General features: G+C 48.0%; 12 protein-coding genes and 1 pseudogene. 9 read left to right on the top strand and 4 right to left on the bottom strand.

What is annotated here, in order from left to right:
• Nucleotides 1–23: 23 nt before the first annotated feature.
• Nucleotides 24–869 (bottom strand): factor-independent urate hydroxylase, encoded by an 846-nt coding sequence (gene pucL / locus GK108_RS07290; RefSeq protein WP_163945053.1) that lies wholly within the window; start codon nt 867–869, stop codon nt 24–26.
• 186 nt (nt 870–1,055) lie between these two features.
• Between pucL and allB the strand changes: the two genes are divergently transcribed.
• The 6 genes from allB to GK108_RS07260 all read left to right on the top strand — a co-directional run bounded on the left by allB (nt 1,056) and on the right by GK108_RS07260 (nt 6,851).
• On the top strand, nt 1,056–2,390 hold the full coding sequence (gene allB / locus GK108_RS07285; RefSeq protein ID WP_163945049.1) for an allantoinase AllB: 1,335 nt from the start codon (nt 1,056–1,058) through the stop codon (nt 2,388–2,390).
• Between the two features lie 4 nt (nt 2,391–2,394).
• The gene (locus tag GK108_RS07280) at nt 2,395–3,645 is read left to right on the top strand and encodes an allantoate amidohydrolase (protein ID WP_163945046.1); all 1,251 of its coding nucleotides are present in this window, start codon (nt 2,395–2,397) and stop codon (nt 3,643–3,645) included.
• 66 nt (nt 3,646–3,711) lie between these two features.
• On the top strand, nt 3,712–4,458 hold the full coding sequence (allE, locus tag GK108_RS07275) for a (S)-ureidoglycine aminohydrolase (RefSeq protein ID WP_163945043.1): 747 nt from the start codon (nt 3,712–3,714) through the stop codon (nt 4,456–4,458).
• 87 nt (nt 4,459–4,545) lie between these two features.
• A complete protein-coding gene (gene uraD / locus GK108_RS07270; RefSeq protein ID WP_163945038.1) occupies nt 4,546–5,052 on the top strand; it encodes a 2-oxo-4-hydroxy-4-carboxy-5-ureidoimidazoline decarboxylase in 507 nt (168 codons plus the stop codon).
• A complete protein-coding gene (uraH, locus tag GK108_RS07265; protein ID WP_163945032.1) occupies nt 5,049–5,384 on the top strand; it encodes a hydroxyisourate hydrolase in 336 nt (111 codons plus the stop codon). The genes uraD and uraH overlap by 4 nt, the downstream gene beginning before the upstream one ends.
• 36 nt (nt 5,385–5,420) lie before the next feature.
• Complete coding sequence (locus tag GK108_RS07260; protein ID WP_163945028.1) at nt 5,421–6,851, top strand: DUF6986 family protein; 1,431 nt, start codon at nt 5,421–5,423, stop codon at nt 6,849–6,851.
• A 98-nt stretch (nt 6,852–6,949) separates the two neighbouring features.
• Here the strand turns inward: GK108_RS07260 and GK108_RS07255 are convergent, their stop codons facing one another.
• Nucleotides 6,950–7,417 carry a CHRD domain-containing protein gene (locus GK108_RS07255; protein ID WP_163945026.1) on the bottom strand — a complete coding sequence of 156 codons (468 nt, stop codon included), beginning with the start codon at nt 7,415–7,417 and terminating at the stop codon, nt 6,950–6,952.
• A gap of 295 nt (nt 7,418–7,712) precedes the next feature.
• Here GK108_RS07255 and GK108_RS07250 point away from each other — a divergent pair, with 295 nt between their 5' ends.
• Both GK108_RS07250 and GK108_RS07245 read left to right on the top strand, forming a co-directional pair.
• Nucleotides 7,713–9,980, top strand: a complete 2,268-nt coding sequence (locus GK108_RS07250; protein ID WP_163945022.1) for an aconitate hydratase — start codon at nt 7,713–7,715, stop codon at nt 9,978–9,980.
• Between the two features lie 236 nt (nt 9,981–10,216).
• Complete coding sequence (locus tag GK108_RS07245) at nt 10,217–10,828, top strand: outer membrane beta-barrel protein (RefSeq protein ID WP_163945020.1); 612 nt, start codon at nt 10,217–10,219, stop codon at nt 10,826–10,828.
• A 57-nt stretch (nt 10,829–10,885) separates the two neighbouring features.
• On the opposite strand, the gene GK108_RS07240 is transcribed toward GK108_RS07245, so the two are convergent.
• Both GK108_RS07240 and GK108_RS07235 read right to left on the bottom strand, forming a co-directional pair.
• Nucleotides 10,886–12,367, bottom strand: coding sequence for a helix-turn-helix domain-containing protein (locus GK108_RS07240; RefSeq protein ID WP_163945017.1), 1,482 nt, complete (start codon nt 12,365–12,367; stop codon nt 10,886–10,888).
• A gap of 297 nt (nt 12,368–12,664) precedes the next feature.
• Nucleotides 12,665–13,740: pseudogene (locus tag GK108_RS07235) on the bottom strand (IS3 family transposase).
• A gap of 72 nt (nt 13,741–13,812) precedes the next feature.
• Here GK108_RS07235 and GK108_RS07230 point away from each other — a divergent pair.
• The gene (locus GK108_RS07230) at nt 13,813–14,661 is read left to right on the top strand and encodes a UbiA prenyltransferase family protein (RefSeq protein WP_163945014.1); all 849 of its coding nucleotides are present in this window, start codon (nt 13,813–13,815) and stop codon (nt 14,659–14,661) included.
• Nucleotides 14,662–14,746: the final 85 nt, after the last annotated feature.

The raw sequence follows: 14,746 nt of genomic DNA, 5'->3' as shown, positions 1-14,746 counted from the left end.
AAAATGATCATCAACTAGGCGGCTTACGTTCTGGTTATTGTCCCCGTGATATAACCATAGGGCTCGTCGGTGGCGATGAAAATTTCATTCTTGTTCTCCATTCCGAACTGCTCCAGATTGAACAGGATATGATGCTTATTGGGCATTTTCAGACTTATTTCGCTCACGTCAGGATTTTCTTCCAGAACAGCCTTACCCATGGTCAGTAAGGTCTGTTGAACCGACAGACTTTTATGGTGAGCGAACGTTTTCAATAATATTTTCCGAATGCGGGTAAAGAGCGCTGTAAATTCCAGGTCAGGAGTCGTATACGTCCAGGTAGCTTCGCATTGCGTGGCAAAAATCCGGTCGGCGGTTTCTTTCAGCGTCGTATATTGATCCTTGATATAGCCTTCAAAACCAGAGTCGGTCGTTTTTAGAATCAGCAGGTCTTTTATGCCAGAAACGACCGTAACGCCATTCGTTGTTTGCCTAATCGACGTAGTGTGCTTTTCTGAACTGCCGCCAACGTAGGCATGATGATGGGCTTCGCCATCGAACGTCATCCGGGTCCACGGGTATTCGACAATATCGACCGTAGCCTGCGAAACCTGCGGATTATTGGCTATGAAATGATTCGCCAGATAGAGGCCAAAGTTTTCTATTGAATCTGTAAAGTGGTCTTTCGCCAGGGCATACACCGTATTCTTTTGCGTATCGGTCGGCAAAATATTGGCATTATCGCCCAGCGTATGGGCCGTCTCAAAATCACCTTCCAATGATACATTAACAGAAATCTGCCTGAATTCATGATAGTCGGGATGCCGAATAATTTTAGACAGGTTTACGGCATTCTTGCCGTATGCATTCTTGGTCAGGGTAATCTTCATGGCTGTTTCGGCTATTTTGGATCGTATCAAACTCTATAATAGAAATAATTTTTCTATTTTTAGTCTACATCGCTCACTACTTCGGTTTACACGTTACGTCTGATTAGCGATACGTCGAAACAGCCGGTACGCAGCCGTCGGCGTTTGTGCTACGTCCTATTTCCAACGTTTCGCATTTCATCCAGCATGACAGAATTTGCCATCAAAGGAAATACCATTATCACACCAGACGGGGTTCAGAAAGGAGTTGTTTACATTAAAAACGGCCTGATCGACGACATTCTTCCCGAACTTCTACCCGAACATACCGTCGATGTCGTTGATATACAGGACAATATTCTGATGCCTGGCGTTATTGATCCCCATGTCCACATCAACGAACCAGGCCGAACAGACTGGGAAGGCTTCGACACAGCCACCCGCGCAGCCATTGCCGGTGGAATCACTACGCTGGTCGATATGCCCTTAAACTCATCGCCTGTAACCACAACCGTTGAAGCGTTCGAACAAAAAATTGCCGCTACGTATGGCAAACTGCATACAGCTTGTGGCTTCTGGGGAGGACTGGTACCGGGTAATACCAACGAAATCGACAAGCTGATTGACAAGGGCGTACTGGGATTTAAAGCCTTTCTGACGCATTCGGGCATCGATGATTTTCCGAACGTAACGGAAGAAGACTTACGGAAAGCCATGCCTATTATTGCCCGGCATAACGTACCGCTGCTCGTACACTGCGAATTATCGACCGACGACGTACTGGCAACGGGTGATGTTCGTTCCTATGCCAATTATCTGTCATCGCGGCCCAACGAGTGGGAAGACAAAGCCATTGCCATGATGATTCGGCTGTGCGAAGAATTTAATTGCCGAACGCATATCGTCCATCTTTCGTCGGCCAACTCCATCGACCCCATTGCAATAGCCAAACAAAAAGGCTTACCGCTTACGGTTGAAACGGCTCAGCATTATCTGTATTTTAACGCCGAAACGATTCCGGATGGACAAACGCAATTTAAATGTGCTCCTCCTATTCGCGGGAAAGAAAACAACGACCAATTGTGGCAGGCGTTGCGGGACGGCATCATTGACTTTGTGGCAACCGATCATTCGCCCGCTCCCCCTTCGTTAAAACAAATCGACAGTGGTAATTTCATGACAGCCTGGGGTGGCATTGCCTCTCTCCAACTGGCCTTGCCCGTCTTGTGGACAGCCGCCAGGGAACGCGGCTTCTCTGCAATCGATATAGCCAGATGGCTTTCCGAAAAACCATCTCACCTAGCCGGGCTGAGCCACAAAAAAGGGAAAATAGCGAAAGGGTACGACGCCGATCTGGTTGTGTGGAATCCCGAACAATCGTTAACCGTTACCGACAGTTTGTTGCAGCATAAGCATAAAATGACCCCGTATCTGAATGAAGCACTCCACGGAACAGTGGAGCAAACGTATCTGCGTGGCGAAAACGTGTTCGACAATGGCCAATTCACTCAATTAAATACCGGCAACCTTATTCTCCGCTGATACCATGATGACTTATTGGCGACGCGCCGAAAATGTACTCTATAAAATCAACGAACTCGCGTCGATTAGCGAAGATCCGTCGTACCTTACCCGTACGTTTGGCTCTGCAGCGTTCATGGCCGGAAGTCGGCTTATTCAACAGTGGATGCAGCAAATTGGCCTGCAAACCCGCGTCGATGCCATTGGCAACGTAAGAGGCCGATTAGTGAGCCAAAACCCTGACGCCAAAACATTCGTAATTGCCTCACATATGGATTCCGTCGTGAATGCCGGAAAATTCGACGGACCTATGGGGGTAATTATGGGGCTAGATGTAGTTGAAAAGATCATCCAATCCGGCCAATCGCTTCCGTTTCACATCGAATTGATTGCCTTCAGCGACGAAGAGGGTGTCCGGTTTCACACTACGTATCTGGGCAGCAAAGTTGTTGCCGGATCGTTCGACCAGGAGCTGCTCGACAAGAAAGACGAATCCGGCATCTTATTGGTCAACGCTATTCAGGAGATTGGAAGTAACGTAGCATTTTTACCAACCGATGCCATTACGAAAGATGATTGGCTTGGTTATTTCGAGATTCATATTGAGCAGGGACCGGTACTGTACGAACGTAACGTACCAGTCGCCATCGTCACCGATATTGCAGGCCAAAAACGAATCGAACTAACGTTTCGGGGCATGGCTGGCCATGCCGGAACCGTACCAATGACTATGCGACAGGACGCCCTGTGCGCTGCCGCCGAGTTCGTGCTAGCCGTTGAGCAATTCGGTGCCAGTCAACCGAATCTGGTGGCAACGGTTGGGAAATTAAACGTAGTAAACGCAGCCAGTAACGTTATTCCCGGCGACGTTAGTTGCAGCCTTGACGTACGTAGCAACGACGTAGCTATTCTCGAAACGGCCTGCCAATCCTTACAGAATACGTTGGCAGAAATTGGGCAAAAACGATCCATCCAGGTAGATTGGCATTTCATTCAGGAAACGGCTCCGGTAGTCTGCAGCCCTCTTTTCACTACGTTGCTGGCGAAAGCCATTCAAGACAATAACTATGAACTTATTCAGCTAGTAAGTGGAGCCGGGCACGATGGCGTTCCGATTTCGCAGGTGGCCCCCATCGCTATGTTATTTGTCCGTTGCTTTAAAGGCATCAGCCACAATCCTCTCGAAAATGTCGAACTAGCAGATCTAGCGGCTGCCCTTCAGGTTGCCGATACGTTTATCAATAATTTACATGAAAAAGAATTGATAGAGCGTTGATTTCTACGATCATAACGAACCGTAATCATCATAATAATCAGCGTTCCATTTTGTTAACTATAACCTATGGAAATTTCAGCCCTTACCCGATCCGTTGTCAAACGCAATCACGCCGTCATCAGTCCCGACGGTTATATTAACAGTCGTGTTCCTGGATGGGATAATTGCACGGTTAATGTCATTATCAACGAACAAATGGGCGCCAATCTGTGCCAGACGTTGATTACGTTAAACGAAACCAGCCAGCTTACTGGAAGCACGCAACAATCCCAGATTTTTTTCTACGTCATCGAAGGCGAATGTAGCGCAACGGTAGACGGCGAAACGAAGCCCTTAACGACCGGTCAGTTTGTTTATATACCCATCGGTCATCAGTACACCTTCAGCCAGCCCAAACCAGGAACGCAACTGCTGACGTTCCACAAGGTCTATGAACGACTGGAGGGCTTCGACGTACCGGCTGTTCTTTTTGGCGATGCCGCTACGGTAGAGGGGCCCTCCTACCTGGGCGATCCGGCGTTACGTTTGCAAGTGCTACTACCCGATACGTTATCATTCGACATGGCCGTCAATATCTTCACCTACGATCCGGGTGGGCATTTGCCTTTAGTGGAAACCCACATCATGGAACACGGTCTGATCTATTTACAAGGCCAGGGAGTGTACATGCTCGATAAAGACTGGTACCCGATCAAAAAAGGAGATTCGATCTGGATGGCTCCGTATTGCCAGCAATGGTTTACGGCCATGGGGAAAGAACCCGCCGTTTATATCTATTACAAGAACGTAAATCGCTTTCCTACAACTATTTAAATTAATTAATAGCCCGCAGATCGGTATGATTTATATGATTTACGCAGATCATAAAAAATCATAACGATCTGCGTTCTATAGTAAATTATGATCCTATCCGAATTAAATGAATTGCCGCTAGTTCAGCTCCAGGCCACACTCACTACTTGCTGTGGATCAACGGCCTGGGTGAACGAAATGGCTAAACTATTTCCGGTTGAGAGCCGGGAAAGTTTATTCGAGCAGGCCGAAGCAATTTGGTTTGCCTGCTCCGAAAACGACTGGCGCGAAGCATTCGACCACCACCCAAAAATCGGCGACATAAACTCATTAAAGAAAAAATACGCCAATACTGAAGCCCTGGCGGCTAATGAACAATCGGGCGTGTCAACAGCCTCGCCGGAGACGCTCGAAAAATTGGCCGAGGGCAATCGCTTATACGAAGAGAAATTTGGCTACATTTTCATCGTATGCGCTACCGGAAAATCGGCCGACGATATGCTCGACATTCTGGAATCCCGATTGCCGAATTCGCCCGACGACGAAATCCTGATAGCCAGTCAGGAACAAAATAAGATTACCCGAATCCGCCTTGACAAATTACTGACCCAATGAGCGCAATAACCACCCACATACTCGACGTAACGCAAGGAAAACCCGCAGCAGGCATCACCATTGTGCTCTATCAACAGCTAAGAGAATGGACAGAAATCGGGCGAGGCATCACCAATGCAGACGGGCGAATCAGTGATCTGCTTCCTAAAGAAATTATTCTGCCCAGCGGTATATACAAATTACGTTTCGAAACCGAGGCTTATTTTTTGCACCACGATACTGCTACGTTCTATCCGTTCATTGAGATAGCCGTTAGCGTTACCACGGGCGAACATTATCACGTACCGCTCCTGCTCTCGCCTTTTGGGTTTTCCACGTACCGAGGTTCATGACAACGTAGTCATTTAGCCAACAGAAACACTTTTACTATGAAATTATCGATCCAGGAAAGCGATAAAACAAGCCTGCTTGATGCCTTAAAACCGGCCAACCTGGCCTTTCAGGCTACTTACCCAGGCGATAAACCCGATCGCCAGCCCGTTCATACCGTGTATGGTGGCGCCAACTTATTTAAATCCGATACGTGCGTACGAATGGGCGAAATAGCGCTCAAAAGCCTGCAAACGTACTCGCCCAATTTTGTTGTTCTGGCAAACGTACTACAACTCGATGGCTATGACCGACTCCCTCACCTGCGAAAAGACGTAGCAGATCTGACCAATCGATTAGACAGCTTATCGGAAGCAGCGCGTCGTCAGGAACCTGCCTGGCTGGCTTATTCCGTCTACAACAAGATTGTCCAAAAACTACAGACCGAGCCCGTCGAAGATTTCCGTATCGACTTTGAGGATGGATTCGGCAATCGGCCGGACGACGAAGAAGATGCTACCGCTGTTGAGGCCGCGCTGGAAGTGGCCGAGGGCATGAAAAACAAAACCCTTTCACCCTTTATCGGCATACGTATCAAACCGTTTACAGAAGACCTGAAGTTCAGAGGAGTACGTACGCTAGACCTGTTTCTGTCGACTCTACTGGAAAAAACAGGCGGTGTCCTGCCCGATAATTTTGTGGTAATGCTTCCCAAAGTGACCATTCCCGAACAGGTTATTACGATGGTACGTCTCTTCGAATTGCTGGAAAAAGCGAATAATCTGGCGCCGGGCACGCTCAAAATGGAAACAATGGTGGAAGCCACGCAGATTATTATGGACGACGAAGGCAGAAACCCGCTGATGCGTATCATCAAGGCGAGTGAAGGTCGTTGTATTGCGGCTCATTTTGGCACCTACGATTACACCGCGTCCTGCGGCATAACGGCAAAATACCAGACAATGGCTCATCCAGTCTGCGACTTCGCCCACCATATGACCAAGGTAGCCCTGGGCGGTACGGGAATTTTTCTGTCGGACGGTGCCACGAACGTAATGCCCATTGGTCCCCACCGCGGAGAGTCCCTCACTTTTGAACAACAGTCAGAAAATCGAATGGCCGTGCATAACGCCTGGAAGACCGGCTATAATCATACGATGCATTCGCTGATCAATGGTTTCTATCAGGGCTGGGATTTGAACCCGGCCCAGTTACCCATGCGCTACGCGGCTACGTATAATTTCTTTCTGAGTAGTTATGACGATGCCGTCTTTCGATTGAAAACATTTGTGGAGCGAGCTGCTATTTCAACCCTCACAAAAGATATTTTCGACGACGCGGCTACAGGTCAGGGTTTGCTTAATTTCTTCCTGAAAGCCATGAATTGTGGCGCTATTTCGGAAGAAGAAGCAACAGCAACCGGCCTGACTCTGGACGAAATCCGCAGCCGATCATTCTATCGGATTCTGGAAGGGAGACGGAAAGGGTGAAAAGCTTTTAAGTAAAAAGAACAAGGCCGAATAGGTTGCCGCTTCGGCAAACCGATCAGCTTTTCTATTCGACCTTGTTCTTACTTTACTTATTAAAATTACTGTTTCTTGATATCGCCACGGATTTCGCCCGCAGGATATTGAACGGTGTGCAGATTAACGTAGTAGAAGCCGTTTTTGAGGCTGTCGACCCGGTTCTGGTTAGCTAACGTAGCGGAGCCCGTGATCGGCGAGGCCAGATTCGAGAACGGAATTTCGATTCCACCAGTCATGGCCGTTGTGCTGGTGATGCGGTGAATATGTCCACCCGTCATCGACGTTGAAAATGGGCCGGAGTACGTAACGGTATAGCTAAGAACCCGGGTTGTTTCATTCAGATCTCCGGTAAACGTACCTGTCACGGTCGACGTAGTGGAAGTCGGTTTTTCACTGGATCCATTCAACACCGCCGTTAACCGAGTGCTCGTAGGCATAGTAGTTGGATTCTCTTCATCTTTACATGACGTAAACGTCATTCCCAGTGCCAGCAAAGCTACAACTGAGAGAAGGGCGTTTTTTTTGCTCATAAATTTAGGTGTCTTTGTGTGTTCTCTGGGCACTCAACCTGCGTAAATACCCGAAAGTACAAAGTTCTAAAAAATAGAATAGTGAACACGCAGGTTTATTAGGCAGCGTATAATAAACCGAGAAAACGGCCCTGCTATTTGCCTCTTTTCAACGATTATAGTTACTCATTGTCAGATTATTTCCAAAACGAGGCAGAATCTTCTAATTTTGGCCCACAAACCGGAATCCATTTTATGAATTCCTTGGTTATTTCATTAGAGTGTACCTTTCAGTAATACCGTTATCCTATTTGCTATGGCTTTTGATTTAGACATGATTCAGCGCGTTTATGCTAACCTTGGCGAACGCGTGGAAGCAGCCCGGCAAGCAGTGGGCAGACCGCTGACTCTGTCGGAAAAGATTTTGTACAGTCACCTTTTCGCAGGAACACCTACGCAAGCGTTTGAGCGGGGGAAGGCTTATGTGGACTTCGCACCAGACCGCGTAGCCATGCAGGATGCGACGGCCCAAATGGCCCTGTTGCAATTCATGCAGGCAGGACGGCCTCAAGTGGCTGTTCCATCAACAGTTCACTGCGACCACCTGATTCAGGCCGAAGTTGGTGCCGAGAAAGATCTGGACATTGCCAAGAGCAAAAACAAAGAAGTTTATGACTTCTTATCGTCGATCTCGAACAAATATGGCATTGGTTTCTGGAAGCCAGGTGCTGGTATTATTCACCAGGTTGTTATCGAGAACTACGCCTTCCCAGGTGGTATGATGATCGGTACGGATTCGCATACGCCAAACGCCGGTGGTCTTGGTATGATCGCGATCGGTGTGGGCGGTGCCGATGCCTGCGACGTTATGGCGGGTTTAGCCTGGGAATTGAAAATGCCGAAGCTGATTGGTGTTAAACTGACCGGCAAGCTGAGTGGCTGGGCATCAGCGAAAGACGTTATCCTGCGTGTGGCTGGTATTCTGACCGTAAAAGGTGGAACAGGCTGCATCGTAGAATATTTTGGTGAAGGCGCAGAAAGTCTATCGGCAACGGGTAAAGGAACGATCTGTAACATGGGTGCCGAAATCGGTGCTACTACGTCGATCTTTGCCTACGACGAGAAGATGGCCAACTACCTGAAGGCAACCACCCGGGCCGACATCGCCGATGCCGCCGATGCCGTTAAAGAGCATTTGCGTTCTGACGACGAGGTTTATGCCGATCCTGCTACGTATTACGATCAACTGATCGAAATCGACCTGGATACGCTCGAACCGCACATCAACGGTCCGTTCACACCGGATCTGGCGTGGCCACTGTCGAACTTTGCGAAAGCCGTTAAAGAAAACAACTGGCCAGAAAAACTGGAAGTTGGTCTGATCGGTTCCTGCACCAACTCCAGCTACGAAGACATGACCCGTTCAGCGTCTGTAGCGGCTCAGGCAACGGCTAAAAACCTGAAAGCAAAAGCCGAATTCACCGTAACGCCAGGTTCTGAACTGGTTCGGTTTACGGCTGAACGCGACGGCCTTCTTACTACGTTCGAGCAAATCGGTGGCGTTGTTCTGGCCAATGCCTGTGGACCTTGTATCGGTCAGTGGGCGCGTCATATGGACGATCCAACCCGCAAGAACTCGATCATTACGTCGTTTAACCGGAATTTCGCGAAACGTAACGATGGTAACGCCAGCACGCACGCGTTCGTGGCTTCACCAGAAATCGTGACCGCGTTTGCCATTGCGGGTGATCTGACGTTTAACCCAATGACCGATACGTTGACCAACGAGAACGGTGAGCAGGTTAAACTTGATGAACCAGCTGGTATCGAACAGCCAGTAAAAGGATATGCTGTTGACGACGCTGGTTATCAGGCTCCAGCCGAAGATGGTTCTGGCGTAGAGGTTATCGTTAGCCCAACATCCGATCGTTTGCAGTTACTGGCTCCATTCTCAGCCTGGGAAGGAACAGATCTTGCTGGCCTGAAACTGCTGATCAAAGCAAAAGGCAAGTGTACAACCGACCACATCTCAATGGCTGGTCCCTGGTTGAAGTATCGTGGTCACCTCGACAACATTTCGAACAACATGTTGATCGGTGCCGTGAACTACTTCAACGACAAAACCAATAGCGTTAAAAATCAGCTGACCGGCGAGTATGGCGAAGTTCCTGCCGTTCAACGGGCTTACAAAGCAGCTGGCATTGGGTCAATTGTTGTTGGTGACGAAAACTACGGTGAAGGTTCTTCCCGCGAACACGCGGCTATGGAACCTCGCTTCCTGGGTGTTCGCGCTATTCTGGTACGTTCGTTCGCTCGTATCCACGAAACGAACCTGAAAAAACAGGGTATGCTGGCGTTAACGTTCGCAAATCCAGCCGACTACGACAAAATTCTGGAAGACGATGTGATCGACATCGAAGGTCTGACCGAATTTGCGCCAGGTCGTCCACTCGAAATCGTTCTGCACCATGCCGATGGTACAACCGACGAGTTCCTGGTGAACCATACCTACAACGAAGGTCAGATTGAGTGGTTCAAAGCCGGTGCGGCTCTGAACATCATTCGGATGAAGCAAAACGCGTAAGCGAATCGAAGCGGCCTGGTCCGTTTCAACGATTATAGACAACCCGGTTGATTGTCCCTAACAGGATAGTCGGCCGGGTTGATTTGTTATGTAGCCAATCCTTTTAAAACCATTCAGAACGTAAACGGTTAATTATATACGAAGGTGGATGGAATCGATAAGTGAATTCGCAAATCATAACATAACCACCTATCTATCAACTTGTTCTCAATCGTTATTATTAACTGGTTGCCTGTATGAAAACAATACACTCTCTAGTCGCTACGTTGGTCGGCGTGTGCTTATTCACACTGACCACCCAGTCTGCTCTCGCTCAGTTTTCCGTAGGGATCAACGGTTCAGCCGCCTTTTCTGACGTAAAAAACTCGGATACATTCTACGGTGGCGGTTTAAATGCTAAAATATTCCCATCCTCCAAGCTCGCTATTGGCGTTGGTGTAAAAGCGTTTGGAGAGAAATACGATTTCAGCGTAGCAAACCAAAACTTTCAATACACAAGCTCCATTATACCCATAACCGCTATGCTCGACTATTATCTGTCGGACGGTTTCCTGCGTCCTTACGTTGGCGTCGACGCGGGTGTATATGCAACGGGTTATCGCATTAAATTTAATGGGCAGGAAAGCAGCAAGATCAGCTCAACCAATGCGGGAGCTGCCCCTAAAATAGGGCTTATGCTGGCACTAGGCAACCTGGGTATTTTTGCAGAAGGAGCCTATAACTTTATTTTTGGCAATAAAGATGGCAGTGTCAACCTGGGGGGTGTCAACAATATAAGCTTTGATAATACGTCCAAGTTCTTCACGGTTAATGTCGGCGTACAGATTGGTATACCAACGAGTAAATAAACGAAGCGGGCACCAGAGTCTGGTGCCCGCTTCACAGCTGAAACACGGCGTCCTGCCTTATTTTAACTTTTCCATTGCTTTCTTCATACCCGCAAACTGCCGTTTCTTCTGCAGCACAATGGGAGCCGCCACCCGCTCTCGACAGTCAAAAATTCCGCACCGCTCACACGCTTCATTAACAACCCGAAACGGAATATCTGCCGACGGCTTATTCATAAAATTCATCTTACTTTTCAGAGCATCATTCACCGCAAAGCACATCGACACACTGATATTTTGCTGAAACTGCGGCTGAAAAGGATGGGCAACCGAAATAATCAGAAACTGTAGTCCCGAATCGGCATATTCTGAAAGTTGAGCCCGGCACAGCGTTCCGTCGAATCCTTTTTGCTGCAACGATTGCAACTCCTGCAGGATGGTCCAGGCAATCCAGCGACGGCAGAAGTGTTCGTCAACAATGCCCCGTGGCCCCTGCTGGCGCGACAAATGCATCTCTTTTGTGAGCTGGAACGTTGTCTGCCCAACGGTATGGTTGAACCGGTAAAAAAAGAGCTGATCGATGCCAAAATGGCTCGGCAACACGTTACTGAGCCGGTAAAAGAACCGCTCGGGCGTTGAACCAAAATCAGTGATTAATTGCAGAAAAGCATCGTTGCTCCACGTATCGCGGGCAAATAGGGCCGTAAGTTTGTCAACCAGTACGTCTCTCCGAATCAGAATAGCACCGGCAAAGTAAGAAGCCTTGTAGTTATTTAGGATCTGCTCAAACGACTCGGCTTCTACCCACGAGTACGTATAAGGTCGGTTTTTCAGGCTTAGATAGTGAAAACCCACCTCTCGAGCCAGAATGAATGACCGTTGCTCAGTAGTAAGACTTACATTCAGATACAACCGTCGGTGTTCTGGCCGAAAAACAGAACGTAGTGACCCCAGTTCTGGCTGCGTGAGCGGATCAAAAAATTCAATGTGAACATCATACCGCGTCTTGAGCAAATTCACCAGCAGGGCCTCCCCAACGGCTTGGCCCGACGCCGTAAACTCACTCAGAAATCGTTCGGCTTCCGTTTCAATATCAGGAAAATAATTGTCGTGCATTTCCTGATAAGAACGTAGCATCGTCAGATACAACCGCTCCACGCTCATGTTATAGCTCAGCGCTATATCCATAAACGTACGGATCATGGCGCTAACCTTGGCTGGTGCTTCGGCCAGTAGCTCAAGCAAATCGGACGGATCGATGCCAAAAAGCTCAAGCGGAATTTCGGTCAGGAATTTAGACCGTAACAGATCCGAAATCGGCTCTAGTTTCTTGCTTAGCTTCAGCGATACCAGCGTGTCGTAGTCGACCTGCATAGCATTTGCCAGCGCAGAAATCTTGTCAGCTTTAGGATATTTACGTCCTTTTTCGATTTCAGTAACGTAGGAGACAGACAAACCAGCCTGCTGGGCCAGTTCGCTAACCGACAGTCCCCTATCGATTCGCATCTGACGCATTTTCAGGCCAAATAACAGGCGAATATGATCGGCTGGTAGATTCAAGGAGTGCGTGAGTAATTAATACAACTAACGAATAAGGCAAGGCCCTATAGACCTGTTTCATTCTTCCGAACGAAACAGTAAAGCTACAAAACTGTATCGAATGAACCGTCCCCTACACGAAAACCTCGGCATTGTGCCCCTAACTTTATCGTGAACCGGGTGGTCATAAGCCACTTTGTTGCGTTTGTAGTTATAAAGGTCCAACCTATAGCTCAGTTACCTGTCTTATTTTTACGAATCCGGTTATTAGGTAGTGTAGCCTTCCCTAAATTAGGGCAGCAAGCATTTAGACTTTCATCACTTTTTTTGCCTAGCATAGGTGACTGGTGCCAAACCATTCAATGACTGATGAGGATGAAAACGATTATACTGATCCATCCACTCATCCGATATAATCCGAACCTGCTCAAGTGTCTCGAACAAATAGGCATCCAATACGTCCTCCCGATAGGTTCGATTAAGCCGCTCAATATAGCCATTCTGCATGGGCTTTCCGGGTTGAATGTATTGAAGTATAATGTTATTGGCCTTACACCATTGCTGAAACTTATCTGCGATAAATTCCGGCCCATTGTCCACTCTAATCCGTTTAGGCAGAGAACGTTCTTGAGCAATCATATCTAAAACATCGACCACTTTTTGAGCAGGTAGTGAAAAATCAGCATGAGCTGCCAGTACTTCCCGACTACAGTCATCAATAATGGTCAGAACCCGGATCTTTCGCTTATTAACTAGAACATCCGCCACAAAATCCATACTCCAACTGAAGTTGATCGTTTCTGGCACCTGTAGAGGTTGTTTTACTCGCGCAGGTAGCCGTCGTTTATGCCGCCTTCGATGTTTCAAATTCAGCAACCGATACACTCGCAACACTCGTTTGCGATTCCATCTAAGCCCCTCGTTCCGGATCTTTCCATAGTAGTTATCAAAGCCACGAGTTGGGTAGTTGGCTGCGTACATCTGCAACTTCTCAACCACTAACTGGTCGTCCCTCTTGCTTCGGTAGTACCATTTAGATCGATGCATACCCACTACTCGACAGGCCCTGTCCACTGATACGTTTTTGTTCACCGCCCATTCCACCAATTCTTGCTGCTGACAGGGCCTCAGAGCTTTTTTCCAATGATCTCCTTAGCGAGCTTGTAGTCCAAGCTGAGTTCGGCGTACATCTGCTTGAGCCGACGGTTCTCTTCCTGAAGCGCTTTAAGTTCCTTCAGGTGGGTAGTCTCCATGCCGCTGTACTTCTTACGCCAGTTAAATAGCGTAGCTTTCGAGATGCCGTACTCACGGCAAACGTCCATAGCTTCTCGTCCCCCTTCGTACTGTTTGAGGACAGCCACAATCTGGGCTTCGGTAAATAGTTTCTTTTTCATGGCACAGTTTAAAATTAGCTTTTTAGGAGTCTAATCCTACACTGTCCTAATTTCAGGGAAGCTTACAGTAGCATGTGGCAGTTATTGCTTCGTTTTTGGCGAAACGTTTTTCATCTGGTCATCTTTGGCAATGGCTACATAGCTCTTTGTGCGGTAGTAATGTGTCTGGCTACGACTCGCTTGTTTCGTTTACAAGTTCCTGATTCGCTTTTCATTTTACTGTTTACGGGTACGCTAGCCAGCTATTCGCTTCACTGGTATCTGACCGACTCATCAGCGGATCAAACCCATAGAGGGCGCTGGAATCATCAGCACAAACGGCTTCTGATGGGTATCTTTGCCGGAGCGTCCATTGTTTGTCTGATCGTGTTGGTTCAGTTGAGGGCCCATATACGGGTCCTGCTGCCGGTTGTACTGTTAACCTTTCTTTATACGGCTCCCAAAATTGACTGGCCTCCTTTTTACGTTCTGCGTCGAATCGCTATCCTGAAGACAGCGTATTTAGCGTTGGTTTGGGCGTATGCTACGTCTGTTTTACCGTTCTTTTTTAGCCTGGTGCCGCATTCGTTTGACTGGGTAATCATGGTAAACTGGTTTCTAAATCGCTTTTTTCTCATTTACAGCATTGCCTTGTGGTTCGATTACCGCGACCGGGTCGATGACCGGCACTCAAAATGGCTAACCATTGTATCAATGCTGAACGAAAAGCAGGTCCGTACCTTTGAAATCGGTATTGCCAGTTGTTTTTTCCTGACGCTGATTGCCCTCCATAACCACGGCTTAACCGCCTTAATTAGCCTGGGTCTGGCGCTGCCTATGATTGTGTTGCTCTTAACCGCCCGACTAATTAGCCGCCAATCATCTGACTATTGGTACTACGTCTATTTAGATGGGTTGCTGCTGATTGGTATCTCGGCCTGACTTACAGCCTCCGCCAAACGGCAACGTAGCCAATTAACCGGCAAAATTGGCGTGTTCACCGCAACTGCATCACGATTAGCAACGA

It is taken from the genome of Spirosoma terrae (assembly GCF_010435915.1).
Lineage (GTDB): Bacteria > Bacteroidota > Bacteroidia > Cytophagales > Spirosomataceae > Spirosoma > Spirosoma terrae.
Note: the sequence above shows the minus strand (reverse complement) of the source record. Positions and strands in the feature narration are given on the sequence as shown.

Excerpts from the sequence above, each read along its gene's own strand:
- pucL (WP_163945053.1), bottom strand. The coding sequence starts at position 869 with ATGAAGATTACCCTGACCAAGAATGCATACGGCAAGAATGCCGTAAAC.
- allB (WP_163945049.1), top strand. The coding sequence starts at position 1,056 with ATGACAGAATTTGCCATCAAAGGAAATACCATTATCACACCAGACGGG.
- GK108_RS07280 (WP_163945046.1), top strand. The coding sequence starts at position 2,395 with ATGATGACTTATTGGCGACGCGCCGAAAATGTACTCTATAAAATCAAC.
- allE (WP_163945043.1), top strand. The coding sequence starts at position 3,712 with ATGGAAATTTCAGCCCTTACCCGATCCGTTGTCAAACGCAATCACGCC.
- uraD (WP_163945038.1), top strand. The coding sequence starts at position 4,546 with ATGATCCTATCCGAATTAAATGAATTGCCGCTAGTTCAGCTCCAGGCC.
- uraH (WP_163945032.1), top strand. The coding sequence starts at position 5,049 with ATGAGCGCAATAACCACCCACATACTCGACGTAACGCAAGGAAAACCC.
- GK108_RS07260 (WP_163945028.1), top strand. The coding sequence starts at position 5,421 with ATGAAATTATCGATCCAGGAAAGCGATAAAACAAGCCTGCTTGATGCC.
- GK108_RS07255 (WP_163945026.1), bottom strand. The coding sequence starts at position 7,417 with ATGAGCAAAAAAAACGCCCTTCTCTCAGTTGTAGCTTTGCTGGCACTG.
- GK108_RS07250 (WP_163945022.1), top strand. The coding sequence starts at position 7,713 with ATGGCTTTTGATTTAGACATGATTCAGCGCGTTTATGCTAACCTTGGC.
- GK108_RS07245 (WP_163945020.1), top strand. The coding sequence starts at position 10,217 with ATGAAAACAATACACTCTCTAGTCGCTACGTTGGTCGGCGTGTGCTTA.
- GK108_RS07230 (WP_163945014.1), top strand. The coding sequence starts at position 13,813 with ATGTGGCAGTTATTGCTTCGTTTTTGGCGAAACGTTTTTCATCTGGTC.